The sequence below is a fragment of the Companilactobacillus sp. HBUAS59699 genome, assembly GCF_036913575.1.
Taxonomy (GTDB): domain Bacteria; phylum Bacillota; class Bacilli; order Lactobacillales; family Lactobacillaceae; genus Companilactobacillus.
This window is the reverse complement of sequence record NZ_JAYKTV010000003.1, coordinates 38,225-54,399: the sequence shown is the minus strand read 5'-3', so window position 1 is coordinate 54,399 and position 16,175 is coordinate 38,225. Positions and strand designations below refer to the sequence as shown.

The 16,175-nt window shown below is 38.4% G+C and carries 19 protein-coding genes; 8 read left to right on the top strand and 11 right to left on the bottom strand.

All coding sequences use genetic code 11. The annotated features are described in order from the left end of the window. Nucleotides 1–89 precede the first annotated feature (89 nt). On the top strand, nucleotides 90–1,118 hold the full coding sequence (locus U8519_RS06830) for an LCP family protein (protein WP_334329572.1): 1,029 nt from the start codon (nucleotides 90–92) through the stop codon (nucleotides 1,116–1,118). Between the two features lie 39 nt (nucleotides 1,119–1,157). Here the strand turns inward: U8519_RS06830 and U8519_RS06825 are convergent, their stop codons facing one another. Further along, entirely contained in the window at nucleotides 1,158–1,481 is a 324-nt protein-coding gene (locus U8519_RS06825) for a thioredoxin family protein (RefSeq protein WP_125566461.1), read from the bottom strand. 173 nt (nucleotides 1,482–1,654) lie between these two features. Here U8519_RS06825 and U8519_RS06820 point away from each other — a divergent pair, with 173 nt between their 5' ends. Further along, a complete protein-coding gene (locus U8519_RS06820; protein ID WP_334329571.1) occupies nucleotides 1,655–1,927 on the top strand; it encodes a metal-sensing transcriptional repressor in 273 nt (90 codons plus the stop codon). On the opposite strand, the gene U8519_RS06815 is transcribed toward U8519_RS06820, so the two are convergent. From U8519_RS06815 to U8519_RS06795, 5 genes are all read right to left on the bottom strand, one after another. After that, the gene (locus U8519_RS06815; protein WP_334329570.1) at nucleotides 1,920–2,108 is read right to left on the bottom strand and encodes a hypothetical protein; all 189 of its coding nucleotides are present in this window, start codon (nucleotides 2,106–2,108) and stop codon (nucleotides 1,920–1,922) included. The two genes, U8519_RS06820 and U8519_RS06815, sit on opposite strands and share 8 nt — an antisense overlap. 363 nt (nucleotides 2,109–2,471) lie before the next feature. Continuing rightward, nucleotides 2,472–3,434: a DMT family transporter gene (locus U8519_RS06810; protein WP_334329569.1), complete on the bottom strand. Its 963-nt coding sequence runs from the start codon at nucleotides 3,432–3,434 to the stop codon at nucleotides 2,472–2,474. A gap of 63 nt (nucleotides 3,435–3,497) precedes the next feature. Further along, nucleotides 3,498–4,331: a methyltransferase domain-containing protein gene (locus U8519_RS06805; RefSeq protein ID WP_334329568.1), complete on the bottom strand. Its 834-nt coding sequence runs from the start codon at nucleotides 4,329–4,331 to the stop codon at nucleotides 3,498–3,500. Between the two features lie 151 nt (nucleotides 4,332–4,482). Beyond that, a complete protein-coding gene (locus U8519_RS06800) occupies nucleotides 4,483–5,184 on the bottom strand; it encodes a VIT1/CCC1 transporter family protein (RefSeq protein WP_334329884.1) in 702 nt (233 codons plus the stop codon). 16 nt (nucleotides 5,185–5,200) lie between these two features. Beyond that, on the bottom strand, nucleotides 5,201–5,899 hold the full coding sequence (locus U8519_RS06795; protein ID WP_334329567.1) for a VIT1/CCC1 transporter family protein: 699 nt from the start codon (nucleotides 5,897–5,899) through the stop codon (nucleotides 5,201–5,203). A gap of 231 nt (nucleotides 5,900–6,130) precedes the next feature. On the opposite strand from U8519_RS06795, the gene U8519_RS06790 reads away from it, so the two are divergent. From U8519_RS06790 to U8519_RS06765, 6 genes are all read left to right on the top strand, one after another. Further along, entirely contained in the window at nucleotides 6,131–6,589 is a 459-nt protein-coding gene (locus tag U8519_RS06790) for a Fur family transcriptional regulator (RefSeq protein WP_334329566.1), read from the top strand. Nucleotides 6,590–6,698: 109 nt separating this feature from the next. Continuing rightward, nucleotides 6,699–7,397 carry a response regulator transcription factor gene (locus U8519_RS06785; protein ID WP_334329565.1) on the top strand — a complete coding sequence of 233 codons (699 nt, stop codon included), beginning with the start codon at nucleotides 6,699–6,701 and terminating at the stop codon, nucleotides 7,395–7,397. Next, nucleotides 7,387–8,775, top strand: coding sequence for a sensor histidine kinase (locus tag U8519_RS06780; protein WP_334329564.1), 1,389 nt, complete (start codon nucleotides 7,387–7,389; stop codon nucleotides 8,773–8,775). The genes U8519_RS06785 and U8519_RS06780 overlap by 11 nt, the downstream gene beginning before the upstream one ends. A gap of 709 nt (nucleotides 8,776–9,484) precedes the next feature. After that, on the top strand, nucleotides 9,485–10,993 hold the full coding sequence (locus tag U8519_RS06775; RefSeq protein ID WP_334329563.1) for an AMP-binding protein: 1,509 nt from the start codon (nucleotides 9,485–9,487) through the stop codon (nucleotides 10,991–10,993). A 3-nt stretch (nucleotides 10,994–10,996) separates the two neighbouring features. Beyond that, a complete protein-coding gene (locus U8519_RS06770; protein WP_334329562.1) occupies nucleotides 10,997–11,818 on the top strand; it encodes an ABC transporter permease subunit in 822 nt (273 codons plus the stop codon). After that, nucleotides 11,818–12,543 (top strand): ABC transporter ATP-binding protein, encoded by a 726-nt coding sequence (locus U8519_RS06765; RefSeq protein WP_334329561.1) that lies wholly within the window; start codon nucleotides 11,818–11,820, stop codon nucleotides 12,541–12,543. The genes U8519_RS06770 and U8519_RS06765 overlap by 1 nt, the downstream gene beginning before the upstream one ends. Nucleotides 12,544–12,583: 40 nt before the next feature. Here U8519_RS06765 and U8519_RS06760 read toward each other — a convergent pair whose 3' ends face one another. The 5 genes from U8519_RS06760 to U8519_RS06740 form a co-directional block, all read right to left on the bottom strand. Then, nucleotides 12,584–13,102, bottom strand: a complete 519-nt coding sequence (locus tag U8519_RS06760) for a helix-turn-helix domain-containing protein (RefSeq protein ID WP_334329560.1) — start codon at nucleotides 13,100–13,102, stop codon at nucleotides 12,584–12,586. Nucleotides 13,103–13,251: 149 nt separating this feature from the next. Then, nucleotides 13,252–14,427 carry a zinc-ribbon domain-containing protein gene (locus U8519_RS06755; RefSeq protein ID WP_334329559.1) on the bottom strand — a complete coding sequence of 392 codons (1,176 nt, stop codon included), beginning with the start codon at nucleotides 14,425–14,427 and terminating at the stop codon, nucleotides 13,252–13,254. A gap of 11 nt (nucleotides 14,428–14,438) precedes the next feature. Next, a complete protein-coding gene (locus U8519_RS06750) occupies nucleotides 14,439–15,245 on the bottom strand; it encodes an SGNH/GDSL hydrolase family protein (RefSeq protein WP_334329558.1) in 807 nt (268 codons plus the stop codon). Further along, nucleotides 15,242–15,805 (bottom strand): hypothetical protein, encoded by a 564-nt coding sequence (locus U8519_RS06745; RefSeq protein ID WP_334329557.1) that lies wholly within the window; start codon nucleotides 15,803–15,805, stop codon nucleotides 15,242–15,244. The genes U8519_RS06750 and U8519_RS06745 overlap by 4 nt, the downstream gene beginning before the upstream one ends. Next, complete coding sequence (locus U8519_RS06740; RefSeq protein WP_334329556.1) at nucleotides 15,787–16,071, bottom strand: zinc ribbon domain-containing protein; 285 nt, start codon at nucleotides 16,069–16,071, stop codon at nucleotides 15,787–15,789. Before U8519_RS06740 ends, U8519_RS06745 begins: the two co-directional genes overlap by 19 nt. Nucleotides 16,072–16,175 lie beyond the last annotated feature (104 nt).

Below are 16,175 nucleotides of genomic sequence, written 5' to 3'. Positions count from 1 at the left end.
TGATAATTTTCTTCACGATAATTACTTTACATTATTAAGTAATTATGATTAAAATAGATACATCGTAATTGCATCTTTGGGAGAAAAAAATGAAAATCTTTAAACGTATCATTATTGGATTAATTTCCATATTAGTTATAATTGGTGTCGCTTTAGGAATCTATGTCTATCAGAGTAAAAAAGCACTCGATTCAATCGATAACAACCAAAACAGCGTTTCAAATAAAATCCAAAACGGCAAGCCGATTTCGGTTCTGTTACTGGGAGCTGATACGGGAGCTGACGGCAGAGTCGATCGCGGTAATTCTGACACAATGATGATCATCACTCTCAATCCCAAAACCAATTCTTCCGTCATGTACTCAATTCCGCGTGACACCATGGCTGAAATTGTCGGTGCCGGTAAAACTAAGAAAAACGTTCAAAAGATCAACGCTGCCTACAACATTGGCAAAGCCAAAATGGCTAAGAATACCGTGGGTGCATTACTTGGGATCAACGTTGATTACAGTGTAGCTATCAACATGGCTGCCTTGGAAAAAACTGTAAATTTTGTTGACGGAGTTACTATTACCACCCCTATCAAAGTGAGCTTCGATGGGATAACTATTCCCAAAGGGACGCATCATCTAAACGGTAAGCAAGCTCTAACTTACGTCCGGATGCGTTATGAAGATCCCCGTGGTGATTACGGTCGCCAACTCAGACAGCAACAAGTCTTAAAAGCTGTTGTCAAAAAGTTACAACAGCCAAAATATTTAGTTCAACTACCTAGTCTCATTACCAAGTTAGGACCAGACGTGAATACTGACTTAACTGATCAGCAAATGGAAGCTTTCCCAGTCAAATATCATGGTGCTGGCAAACACATGACTTCCTTACAATTACAAGGACAAAACGCTTGGATCAACGGTAGTTCATATCAAATCCTATCAACTGATACTTTACAAAATGCTTCAGACAAATTAAGAACTAACTTAGAACAAAGTAAACAAACACTAAGCAATACTGAAACTAAATTAAATAAGTTAAATAGTAGTTACTTCAATGATCCTGACAATACCGATTACGATACCCACGGATTAGATACAACTTACTATACCGATAATACCTATTAAAAAAATACGCCATTCGCAAAAGCGAGTGGCGTATTTTGGTTACATATATTGTTCTAGTGCAGCACGGAACTTAGCTTCTGGTTGGTAACCAACCATACGACCAACAACATTACCGTCCTTCTTGATGATAAAAGTTGGAATTCCTTGAATACCAAAGTTATTTGGAGTCTCAGGATTGTGGTCAACATTCATCGATGTGAACTTGATCTTGTCACCTAATTCATCTTTAGATGATAACTTCTCAAGAATCGGATTCATCATCTTACATGGAGGACACCAGTCCGCATTGAAATCAGTAATTACTAATCCTGTATTTGTTTCATCATTATAAGTCTTATCAGAAATCTCTGTGATATTGCTCATATTAACTACCCCTTACGATTTACTTTTTAATTTCAATAATCAATATACCCCCTGGGGTAAAATATATCAACCAATTTGATTCTACTATCTTCAATATTATTCAGCATATCATTTGAAGTACGCTACCCGACTGGGTATAATATCTTTGATATTAATTAATTAGGAGGCTCTATATGTCTCAAACTGACGAAGAATTACTTGCTAGTAAAAAAATCACTAGCCAAATAAAAAGATCTCGTGGGCAGCTCGATGGTATTTTAAATATGATGGAAGAAGGACGTCCTTGTGATGATGTTCTAGTGCAGTTATCCGCCGTTAAGTCTGGTGTGGACAAGGCTATGAAGTTAGTTATCGCCCAAAATATTCGCAAGAGTGCTAATTGTGTTAATGAACAACAATTGAAGGATTTACAAGACTCTTTGGATTTGATGTTAAAAACTAAGTAGTTGGTTGTTCTATTGTCGCCTCCGGGCTCAAATGATGAAATCGCTGTGCGGAACAGTGCCAGCCAAGGTCTGGAACTTCAATTTTGAACTTCACCAAGACCGTGAATTTCAAAATATGTCCGTGCTGTAAGAACGAGAAGTTCCCTCGTTCTAACACCACCAGCACTGCTGGTTTCATCATTTGTTCCCTCCGACTGTTTGGCGTGGTAATTTAAACCACACACAAAAGTTATATCAATAGTTATGGCAACTTTGTCCTTTCAGGACTGGTTGCCTTTTTTTGATTCCTTGAAAAGGTGAACCATATATCCAGGTACAAAAAAAGTTCCAACTAGAGAAAAAAGCCTCTAATCAGAACTAAATCAAAATACTATCTCAATTAAAATGAGCTGGAGGTCACAAGGATCGAGTTCCGCAATGAAAGTTCTGTTGAACGAGTGCTTTACTCGTTCTTACAGAGCTGGACACATTCTGAAATTCACGATTTGTGTGAAGTTCAAAATTGAGGGTCAAGACGAAGACTTGAGCCGGTCCCATAGCGAACTCAATCCTTGTGTCCGGAAGCGGAAACCCCTGAATCATCTTCCAACTCAGCCTCCTCGGAAGCCTCTGAATGTTCCATTGTCTTAGTAGGCAAAGCCTGCAAGAAAGTAGTCGATAAAATCAAAACCCCACCAATAAGTTGTACCAAAGTAATTGGCGTGCTCAGCAGAGTTACCGACAATACCGTAGCTGTCAACGGTTCAAACGAACTCAACATACTAGTCGTACTTGGCGACAGATCACGCAAACTACTCAAGTAGAATAAGTAGGCGAACATTGTACCAAAAATAATTATAAAGAGAATACATAAGATTCCCATCAAATTCAACTTCGGTAATGGTTTCGTAGTTACTTCACCGACAAAGGAAAAACTACTGATCAGCATCGCCCAACCAACAACTGACCGTGCATCATACTTAGTTAACAATCCTCGTGGTAACAATGTGTAAGTCGCTGAGGCTACTCCTGACATTACTCCCCAAAATAGTGCTAACGGTGATAGTACCAAGCCATTCAAATTACCGTTAGTTACTAATAGAAAGGTCCCTATCAATGCTAAGATTACTGATATAACATCTGTTCTTCGTGGTAACTCTCGATTTGCGACCGTTAAATAAACAATAATGAATAGTGGCCCTAAGAACTGCAGGACAGTTGCTGTCGGTGCATTACCATAGTTGATAGCTAAGAAGTACGTCCATTGTGATGGCAGTACTCCTAAGAATGCGAACAATATCAACATAATCCACGAAGTTTTTTTCTTCCAAATATCAAATACCGACTTGCCAGCCGTCATTCCATACCAAATCAACAATAATAATCCAGCACTGAACAGTCTGATTCCAACGAGCCAATTCGGCGAAACATGTAATCCTGAGAATAAATATTCCGCACTAGTTCCTGAGGATCCCCACAATATGCCTCCAGTAATGACAAAGAAGAGTCCTCGTTTTTTATTTTTCATCCCTAATCCCTCACTAACAACATTAACTATTATGAACCCAATTGATCATAACATACAATGTTGTTACGACTTACCGATTAAAATCCTGGAATCAACAGTAATATTGCCGACATCGCTCCAATCGATCCGTTCAGTATCAACGTTGAACAATAGCGGCGTCATTTGAATAAAGGCATTACGAACATCTGCGGATACCGGATACGTCTTCGTTACAGCAATTTCATCCACAGTTTCAAAGTGTTCTTCAAAATAATCTTTTACTTTTTTATTGGAATAGCTGTCACTACGCAAAAATTGACTGGCTTTTTGTCGCAATTCGATCACATGATTTTCACCAGGAATTACTTTGATCAAATAACCATTCTTCGTCAGTATTCGATGAAATTCACTGTAATTAGCTGGTGAAAAAATGTCCAGAATACAATCCATACTATTATCTTGGATCGGTAATTGAGCCAGATCACCTACAAACCATTTCACGGCATTATCTAAGTCGTGACGTGCTGCCTGTTGAATGGAATCTTTCGAAATATCAAAGGCGAGCAATTGTTTTTGAAGGACCTTGTGAATCTCACGGGAATAATAGCCTTCACCGCAGCCGACATCCAAAATATTATCCACTGGCAAATTCTTAATGATCTCGATCAACTTATTCAAAATATGATCATACAAACCATCTTTGAGGATCAAGCCTCGATTTTCAAAATTTTCTTTGTCATAATTTTTTTGCTGCTTCATATTTAATAGGAAGTTAACATATCCGTACTTGGAAATATCGAAGTTATGATTGTTGGTACAAACCAAACTGGTCCCTTGCATTGAGAGCTTTTCTTTACAAATAGGACAGCTGAAAAAATCTGCACTATTTTCAAAACGTTTTATTTTTTCTTTATTCATTTTTACTTACCATTTCTAATCAGTCTTATTTCAGTCTATCACACGATGACAACAAAAAATGAGAGCATAACAAAACACGGTTAATTTCCGTATAAAGCAAAATAGACCTAGCATCTACTGAGTAAATGCTAAGTCTATTTTTATTAGAATTCTACAACATTAAACCAACTGAATAGTGAATAATCATAGTTATAATACCAACAATAACGTTTCTAATAATAGCCGTCTTAACCAATCCGTCACCTAACTTGGCACTCAAGAAACCAGTTAGAGCAACTGATAAGGTAACTGCTAGAATTGTTCCTGGCCACTGCCATGATACGGGTAGAAAAGTCATAGCGACCAATGGGAAGATACCACCTGAAGACGCAGCAACTAATGAAGAAAAAGCTGCATCCCAAGGATTCATATAATGACCTAAATCTAGATCATACTTAACTTTAACGACAGTACCCAAAGCGTCTTTTTTCATTAATTCTTCGGCGATCTCTGTGGCAGTCTCTGCTGTGACACCACGTTCAACATAGAAATTAGCAACTGCTTGAACTTCATCTTGATAATTCGTCTTGATCAATTCACGTTCTTTTTCAATAGCTGCTTTTTCGGTATCCTTTTGGGAGCTAACTGAAGCATATTCGCCAGAAGCCATTGAAAAAGCACATGCTAGAAGATCTGACAAACCTGCAATAAAAATCGTAAAGTGGTTGGTCGTTGCAACGGCAACTGAGAATAAAACACCAACAACTGTTAGGATCCCATCATTGGAACCTAGAACACCGGCACGAAGAGTATTAGAACGCTCTGCCATCGTTCTCTTTTGCTTTTTTGGTTTTGGAACATTAATAGCTTTCATCAAATTTGTCACATCCTTAATGTGCGAATAGTGAACCTATAAAGTAGGTCACGATCATTGTTAAAATTCCTGAGATAACATTTCTAAATACTGCCTTAGCCCTGTTAGCATTTCCTAAAGCAGCAGCTGTGTAACCAGTAATACTTAAGGCAATCACCACAGCAATGACTGTTGCAATAATTCTAATATTCTGTGGGAAAAGAGTAATTGATACTAATGGTAAGATTGAACCCGTTGGAAATGAGATCATCGATGCCATAGCAGCAGCGATCGCACTCGTATGTTCCTTGGGATTGAATCCATAACGCTCACGAACCGCGACGTCCAGTGGATCATCACTCATCATTTCTTTAGTCGCCTTTGATGCCAGATTCTCCGAGATACCTGTTGACTGATACTTATTCTTGATAAAATCAAATTCTTGATCATAGTGTCCATCTAAAATTGCTGATTCCTTCTCAATAGCACTGCGTTCACTGTCACGCTGCGTACTTACTGATACCCATTCACCCATCGCCATAGAGATAGTACCTGCAAGCATACCAGCAATACCAGCTAAGAAAATCGCATAACTATTACTCTTAGCACCAGCAACACCAATAACGATTCCGGCAACGGAAAGAATTCCGTCATTAGCACCCATTACACTGGCACGCATAACATTGATCTTCTCGGCCAGACTCTTGTTCTTCTTCACTTTTTGTGCTTTTTGCATTCTTCTCGCCCCTTATTCTGATTACGTTAAGTTGTAATCATTTCTAGTTTGGAATGATTCTCATTTACTAACGAGTACATAATAAACCTTTTTTTCTGAAAAGTAAACTCAAAGCTCACATCTATACAATGTATCCAAGTGGAAAATAATTGATATTTTTATAACAACAGGTTTATAATTACCTTGTAATGATTCCAACATAGGAATCTATCACAGAAAGGAAGATTGCTTATGGCTAATAGTACTGTCATGGAGGACACACTCAAAGTTTTGAAAGATCATAAACTACGCGTCACTCCCCAACGTCACATTATCTTGGCATACCTGGCTAGTCATCATAACCACCCTACAGTTGAAACGATTCGTGATGGTTTAAGCAAAGAACTTCCAAATATGGGTTCTTCCACCATCTACAACACATTGAACACCTTTGTTGAACATCGTTTGGTCGTTGAATTGCAAAATGGTGATGGCAGTACCCACTACGATTATTTTGGAATTCCGCACTATCATGCAATATGTACCAATTGTGGTAAGATCGTAGATGTTACTTATCCTGGATTTAGTGAAGATGAAAAAACATTAGAAGAAAAGACCGCTGATATTTCTGGCTACATGATTTCTGGTAATCACATGGAAGTTTATGGTTTATGTCCTGAGTGTCAGGTTAAATTAGGCATTAAAAAATAAAGATTCCTCGATTAATGAGGAATCTTTATTTTTTTGCTTTTGAATTGGTATTTCAATCCCAAAATTATCTATTATAATAAATACAACAATTACCTTTTAGGAGGTCCAAATGAAAAATACCATTTTAATAGTGGAAGATGAACTCAGTCTTTCCAGTTATTTAACTAAAGAACTACAATTTGAGGACTTCAATGTTGTTGTCGCTAATGACGGATTGGATGCGATGGACAAATACGAAGCAAACCAAAATGAATTATTACTTATCTTACTAGACTGGATGTTACCAAAACTCGATGGCATGGAAGTCCTGCGTCGTATTCGCAAACACGATCAAGTGCCGGTCATCATTATGACTGCTCGCGATTACGTTGGTGACAAAGTTGCCGGGTTGGATAACGGTGCTGACGACTACATCACTAAGCCTTTCGAAATCGAAGAATTATTAGCACGTGTCCGTGTTATCCAAAGACGAATGGAACAAATGACCGAACCTGATCAAACTTATCAATTAGCAGATCTAACTTTGAATACCAAATCACATCAAGTTGTTCGAAATAACGAAAACATTCAATTGACTAGACGTGAATACGATCTGTTGCTATTCTTCCTTCAACACATCGGACAAGTCTTCACCCGTGATGAATTACTTGATAACGTTTGGGGCGAGGATTTTCTCGGTCAACAAAACGTCGTCGACGTCTACGTGGGTTACTTGAGGAACAAAATCGATGGTAAAAATAATCAACCACTGATCCAAACTATTCGTGGAGTTGGCTATTCAATTGAGGATACCGCCGATGAACACTAAAAAAACACTCAGTTATGAAAAACTCATCAATCAAGGAATCAACCGCTTGGTAGTTATTATTACTCTCTCTATCAGTCTCCTGATCCTACTCTTCGTGGGGATTCAGCAATCAGCCATGACCTCTCGAGATGCTCAAGGATTAATGATCAGTCTCAATCGTTCAAATATCGAAAGCATTCCTAGCTTCATCGAATGGAACAACGAGAATGAACGTCATACTAAACAAAATTCTTTTATCAGAGTCAAAACTAAAGACAAATCACTGACCGCCGCATCTTTAAAACGAGAGCGGATAATAATGACTTCTCCATCTTCTAAGAAGTTCCTTTCACAACGTCAATATCACGTATTCTTCTCAAAGAATATCGTCTATATTCCTCAATACGGATTGTTCCTCTACTACACACAGAAGAATAATTCCACCACTTATCAATTGTGGGTCAGCTTAAATAACTTATTAAGAAGCCTCTTGTTGCTATTGATAATCATTGTCTTCATCATGTTCGTGACCTTAGGATTCGGTACCTGGTGGTCCCGTCGACTTGCCCAAAGATTAAGCGCTCCAACGCTTGAATTAGTTGGGGAAACTAAAAAAACCACTAAAGATTTGGATATCAAACAACCAACTTTGAATGTACCGGATAGTCCCGTCGAAATAAACGAATTAGGTAACTCATTCAACGAGCTGTTGAAAGTTCAAAATGACCGATTAGCACGTGAAAAACAATTTGTCTCTGATTCCTCGCACGAATTAAGGACACCGATCGCTGCTATTCGAGGCAATATCAGTTTGATCAAACGTCGTGGCGATAAGCATCCCGAAGTGATCCCTGAATCACTTGATTTCATTGATGAAGAGTCACTGCGAATGCAAAATTTAATTGAGAATCTGTTGCACTTATCCCGTGCTGACAAGGCTGAAGTCAACTTAACCGAATTGAATCTATCCAATTTAATACAACAATTACAAGCTCATTATCAAGATACGATCCCACAAAAAGTAAATACCGAAATAGAGCCGGACTTAAAGATCAATGGTAACGAGGATATGATTCACCAGATGACTCTTGCTCTGCTGGATAATGCCAGCAAGTATTCACCCAAGGATACTCCGATAACCTTAGGTGTTCATAAAACTGAAAATGGCATTGAATTAAGTGTCGCTGATTTGGGTATTGGAATTCCTAATGACAAGAAAGCCAAAATTTTCCAGCGTTTTTATCGTGTGGAAGAATCGCATTCGAATGAGGTTAAAGGTAGTGGCCTCGGCTTGGCAATTGTTTCTAAATTAGTTGTTTTGAACAATGCTCGTATTGAGGTCAACGACAATGAACCTCAGGGTAGTGTCTTTACAGTTATCTTTAACGAATTGGACTGATTCTATGCCGCTGAGGATGGGCAACAATTCCATCTGCCGTGGACCGGTTTCAAACTTCGTTTTCATCCTCGCTTTGAAGCCTGTAGTCTTCAAAGTCGTCCAGTGTACTAAGCGATAAATCGTTAAGTACACTTTTACGGCAGATTCCATTGTTGCCCATCCTCAGTTAGATTTGTGATAGTACTAGAATGCCCTCTATTACTAAGTAACAATCCTATTATCTAATTTTAAATAAGAAAAATAGCACGTAACGTCTATTGGATAGATTTAAATCCAAATAATCGTTACGTGCTATTATTTTTTAGTAATCGACCAATTTAGCTTCTGATCAGCAGTAATGGAATCAGTAGCGACAGTGGTGTTAATGCGGTGGTTTTCCGCATTTACAGCACGGACGTCTTGACTGATTTGCGGTTTTTGCAAAGCAGTCAAGCGAGATTTGAGACCGCTTTGTGGCTCAAATCGGTCCCGCATCTGATGGAATTACTGCTGACCAGAAGCGGAATCCCCCCACAACCTAAATATTATTCAAATGAAATACAAAATCCAACTTAAATATTTTTTATAAGTATTTTAATAAGAAAATCTTATTTAATGCTTAACAAAAACCAGTAGTTAGAACTCCATCAAGTTTGTAAACTAGGTTTATTCAATCAGAGAAAAACAAACTTAATAAAAACCACGTACTCGAAAGGACTTGGTGATACATATGTCTAAACTAACTACTCAATTAAAACAACAATTAACTAATAATCCTACCAGACCAATTATGCAAGATGCTGAAAAGCACTGGTACAATGGTTCCGAATTAAATGAAGAACGTGAAACTTGGTTACAATATTTCCAAAATCAAGGTATCGGCTACAATGATGTCGTTCTAGTTGCCTTAAATAACTCGGTCACTTATTCATTAGTCGTTCAAACTTTGTGGGAAATCGGTGCGATCGTACACCCGATCAATCCAGCTGTTACTGATATCCAATTGAACGAATTCGAAGAACAATACAACTACTCTGCTATGATCCTCAATTCAGATATCGAAGAACCAGATACTCTGGCAACCACCTTCGAAAAACGCCCTAAATTGACGACCCTGCATGAACCCGAAGTAGAACTCTACATTAGAAGAATTCATGAAGCACACGTTGCCAAAGTTCCCTTTGACAATCAATTTGCCATTATCATGCATACCTCAGGAACAACTGGCAAGCCCAAACGAGTCGGTTTAACTCACGAACAATTATTTGCGAATTCCAATAATATCATTGAAAGTGAAGACCTAACTGATTTCGATCGTACTATGATCGTCATGCCACTCTTCCACGTCAACGCTATGGTAATTTCCAATCTTGCTACTAGACTTTCCGATGGACAATTGATCTTCAGACCGAAGTTCAGTGCCCACTTATTCTGGAAAGAAGTCTTCGATGAACAATTAACCTGGGTCTCACTAACTCCAGCTATCATTGAGATCCTATTACAACGTGATGAACAGCCTAAGAGCAACAAGTTACGATTCTTAAGAACTGCTTCAGCCCCACTCTTACCAAGTACTCATGAGGAATTCAGATACCGCTTCGACATCCCTTTGATAGAAAGTTACGGAATGACTGAAGCCGCCAGCCAAATTGCTCAAAATCCTCTCCATGCACCCAAGCAAAACAGTGTCGGAATCCCCTTCGGCACTGATGTAAGAATTCTGAACAATGATCTAAAAGAACTAGGGCCTGATCAAGTCGGCGAAATCGCCCTCAAAGGTCCATCAGTGATCGACCATTATCTTGATCCACAACCAGAAACCTTCTCCGACGGTTATTTATTAACAGGTGACTTAGGTAAGATCGACGATGATGGCTATTTGTTCATCGTTGGCCGTCGTAAAGAAATGATCATTCGTGGTGGTGAAAATGTTAATCCCCTTGCCGTTGAAGATTGCCTAAAGGTCCTACCGTTCATCAAAGAGATTGCCGTGGTCGGTACTAGTGACAAAATCTACGGTGAGGCTGTGACTGCAGTCATCATTACTAACGACGATCAGACTGACCATCGTTATCAATTGGCACTCCTTAAAAATCAAGCCAATAACCAACTAATGCCCGCCGAACGCCCTACAGAATATATCTTCGGTCAATCACTACCAAAGAACGCTACCGGTAAAGTCCAACGTACCTTACTAGCCAAAGAAATCGAAGAAAAACAATACATCAAGGAGGCTTAATGTATGCAAAAACCAATTGATATCGATACTCCCACTAAGCCGTTAATAAAAAAATTCAACATCCCATATGAAAAGACTCTGCCTTTTCTGATTCCTGTGATCTTGGTCTTAGTTTGGCAACTAGCCAGTTCAGTCGGCTGGTTATCCAGTTCCGTATTACCATCACCTCTCGCCGTTCTTCAAGATGGTATAAAACTAACTGCCAGCGGAGAACTACCCAAGAATTTAAGCATTAGTCTATACCGTGCAACTATCGGTCTATTGATCGGTGGTGGTGTTGGATTCATTCTCGGTTTCGTTAACGGAATGTCCAAGACCTTCAGCCTATTATTCGATTCATCGATTCAAATGTTTCGAAACATTCCCCATTTAGCACTCATTCCCTTGATCATCTTGTGGTTAGGAATCAACGAATCCGCCAAGATCTCCTTGGTAGCGATTGGAACAATGTTTCCCGTATATATCAACACATATGCTGGTATTCGTTCCGTCGACAAAGACTTGATCGAAATGGGTCAATCTTATGAATTATCAAAATTCGATATGTTCAAAAAAGTAATCTTCCCCGCTGCCTTACCACAAATATTAGTAGGTATTCGCTATGCTCTCGGTGTTATGTGGACGACCTTGATTGTGGCTGAAACGATCTCCGCTAGTTCAGGTATCGGATACATGGCTAATAACGCCGAAGACTTTGTCGATATGGAAACCGTCGTCTTGTGTATCGTCGTATACGCAATTTTGGGTAAAGTATCAGATTTAATCGCCAAAAGTTTTGAAAGTCTATTACTAGAATGGCAAACCACTGGAAGGAGCAATGCCTAATGAATACAAATACAATGATCAAAATAAATAATATTGGTAAAATGTATGACAATTTAACTGCCTTACGAGATGTTAACTTAGACATCCATCAAGGAGAATTCCTCGCCCTAGTTGGTATGAGTGGTGGTGGTAAAAGTACCTTGATGCGGCTGATTGCTGGATTAGAAAAACCCACTACTGGTTCGATCGACATCGCCAAGAACAACAAGTCAACGACTAGAATGATGTTCCAAGAAGATCGTCTCTTACCATGGATGACAGTAATTGAAAACTTATCTTTCAAATCAAAGGATCCCGAAGAAATTGCGCACGCTAAAGAATTGTTAGACTTAGTAGAATTAAGTGAATACGCCGATCAATATCCAAATCAATTGTCCGGTGGTCAAAAGCAACGTGTCGCTCTAGCTCGTGCCTTGATGACTGATCCTGAAATACTCTTACTCGATGAACCACTTGGTGCTTTGGATGCCTTGACACGTCGTAAGATGCAAGATTTGATCTTAGATATCTGCAAAAAGCAAAATCTAACTACGATCCTCGTTACCCACGACGTTGAAGAAGCTGCACGAATGGCCGATCACATCGTTGTCATGAAAAATTCAACTAACTATTACGAAACTGATGGGTCTAAGGATAAACATAATCCTGGTCAAGTTGGTTTGATCTCTGAACGAGTACTCGATGCAATCCTAGAAGAAGAAACTCGTATTATGAAGACAGCTTAAAAGGAGCTCGGCAATTTTGCCAAGCTCCTTTTTGTGAATTCTAACGATGATTACAACCATCCAAAAAACCTGCCACAATATCGTAGATATTAGGTATCATCATCAAAGTTATCCAGATGATTGCTAAAGCCACTGTCCATTTTGAAATTATTTTATCAATATTGCTCCACTTGATACTCAAAACCAGACCAATAAACGAAACAATAATCGGTATTGTAATCCAATTATATAAATTGTTTTCAGATAAATGAAAGACAGCTGTTAAAAATATATACGCAACGATTGCTAATGAAATTCCCGTTACCACCACGAAACCTGCTTTATTCATTTTTGGACCATTCTCTAATTCTTTCATCAGATTCTCGTCTCCTTTGATTAATTCATCTAGAGAGATATCAAACAATTCACTGATTGCAACAACATTAGCGAAGCTAGGCAACGATGTACCATTTTCCCACTTAGAAACCGATTGTCGCGAAATATGTAGCTGTTCTGCCAAATCTTCTTGAGACATATTGTGCTTCTTACGATGTTGTTGTAACTGTTTAGCTATTTGCATTGTTCTCTCCTCGATTCATTCTCAGTATATATCCACGCCGAGAAAACTGACTAGCACCTTTTAGTTGCATCGTGGTAGCATCTTGAGTGCACCGTTATAACGGTGACGAAACAAAAGCATCCTCACTTAATAGTTTGGATGCTTAATTTTTAATTCCACTTATACCATGATTCATCATACTTAGAAGAATATAATTCTGTTCCATCAAAGCTGTAAGACTCTGTAACTGAGCCTCCACCACTTTGATTGTATTTGATTTGAATGTGATTACCATTTCTATTTACGACTTGATAAGTTCCTGACTTATCGCCTAATTGATAACTGCCATCTGAATATAACGATAGATCAGGATCACCTGTATAATCACCGACTAACGAATCACTTGAACTGGATTCATCATTGTCATTAGAATCCTCAGTGTCGTCCGAGTCGTTCGTATCAAGATCATCAGAATCATTATCATCTTCTCGATCGTTGTCTTCGTCGTCATTGTCCTTAGTTGTCGTCTGTTTGATCTTTTCAACATTCATAGTAACTTCATTGTCGTCATCACCGATGTGTATCGTCACTTGCTTAGACTTATCTTGATCAGACTTATTCCGACTCTTCACTGTGATGTCATACACTCCTGGTGTCAGATCAGAGAGTTTGTACTCGTCACCATCCACTCTGGCAGCTACACTCTTATCATCAACGGTAAAAGTAGGATTGTCGATGTTAGTATCGATCGATAATTCTTGATTACGTACTCGGACCTTATATTTCTTAAAGATACCGAGCATCTTGCCTGACTCCTGAACTGAAAAGCTGTTATCTTCATCATTACTATTGATTTGATTTCTAACTTTTTGAATAGCTGAACTATCTTTAATGTACAATCTCTTCAAAGCTCCGATTTTTTTAGTCGATAAGGTGTTGCCATTCTCATCAACTAATGCCAGTTTCATCTCACCAGTTTTACCGCTCGTAACTTCATCTTGTAAAGATTGGACTTGGCGATTTTTTCCATAGTACCAGTTACCTAACAAATATCCACCCAACAAGACGATTATTATTCCTACGATCCACCACAGTGCTTTATTGTGTTTCTTTGGTGGTTGATTGCTGGATTGATCAGGTTGACTGTCAGTCTGTTGAGCTGGTCTTGGTTCAGTAGCCTGATTATCAGGAGTAGGTTCTGGACTTGATTCAACCGATTTTTCTTCAGCACTCTCTTCTTTATTCTCTTCAATGAATTTTTTGATGTCAAAACCACAATTGGGACAGAAATCATTATCTGGCTCGATTTTATGACCACAATTAGGGCAGTACTCTAATTTTCCCATAATTTATCCCCCTATTTCATTTCTTGATTCTTAATGGTTTCATACAGTAATTTAGCAATCTCATCGTGACCCTTTTGATTGGGATGGAAAGTATCCTTTTGGATGTTATAGACTTGGCTATAACCCAGATCATTCTTGGTAACGTCCGGATTATTCTTCCAGATAGTCGCTAGATCAACCACTGGCACACCATACTTATTTCCGATCCGCTTGATTTCACGATCATAAATCGCATCGTTAGCAATATACTTGCCATCACTAGGCGACCACGTCGTCATCAATAATATCTTAGCACTAGTCTGATTCTTAACTTGATCAACGAGACTATCTAGATTTGTTACAAAATCACCGAGATTTTTTTGATCTACTCCATAAGCCGAATCATTGGTTCCAAATTCAATCGTTACAATATCAGGATCAGCTGCAATCACAGTTTGAACGTTTGGTAAGCCAAAGTTAGTCACGGTCTTACCGACTGATGAAGTATTGTCTTCAGTGACCGATTTGCCAGTTCCCTTGCGCAATTCATCCGCAAATAAACTAGTAAATCGTGTTTGCGTAGAATTGGAAAATAACCCGACTGACAACGAATCACCGAGTGCAAAATACTTCAGAGATTTTTTCTTAGAATTCTTCAAGTCTGAAAGAATTGTCTTATTCTTAGATTCACTTTTAGTTTTAGAAGTTTTCTTACTCTGCTTATGTTCAACCTTAACATTATCGCCACTAGATTTAGTCTTTTGTTGCGAACAAGCTGCAACCGACAATACCAAGATTATCAACAAAGCCGAGCAGAATAGCTTCTTTATATTACTCAACTCAATACTCCTATCAAACTAGTCCCAAGGCTAGAATAGTTGGCGGCAACTGAACTGTACACACCTTTGAATATAATGAATAAGACAATACCTACGACTATTTCAGCAATGATTGCTACATAAATTTTATCCATCTTAGCTTTATTAGCTGAGATCAGAATCGAGCCGATGAACGCAATTGACCACATCAGCGATAAGAGTGACAAGGCGAATATAAAGACATAGATGAAGCCGTGATTAGTTTCGATCGTTGAAAAATCTGCCGGGATCGTTACCCATAAGAGAACGATACTTATTACATCAGCAATCAACATAGCATTGCTATAACTACCGAGTTGATTCAAATAATTAGACAAGCTGATATTTTCACCGATTAAATACTTACGTGATAGAAAACCTATCAAAGCAAAAATAGCATTATAAATCAGAACTATCATTAATAAACGAACGTATAATGAAAATCCTGTTGGAATTGCTGCAGTTGAACTAGTATCCTGATTGAAGGCATTCAAAAATCCATTGGCCGCATCAACAATAGTAACTAATATTCTGTTCCCCAAAACATGAAATATATATTCAATAGTAGCGTTACTAGACCGAAGTATTTATTATCATTAGAGACTACCGATGGGCTCTTAATCGAATTAACAAACCACTCGAAGTAATTCATTGAGTGCTTCTTTAATGTCTGAATACGTTCACTAGTCTGCGTTGAACTTGCCTTTGAATTATTGCTAGTATCTTCCCCAGAGAGTCTTGTTCCACACTTCGGACAGAACTTGACTCCCTTCTTATTTGCCACACCACAGTTTGGACAAGTAATCATAAAAATCCCCCCTATTTATATTGTTAGTATAACAAAGTTTAATTTGTATCATGGTTTTCTAACCGACTATTTTTATTAATAGGAGCATTGTTGCATTGAAAAAA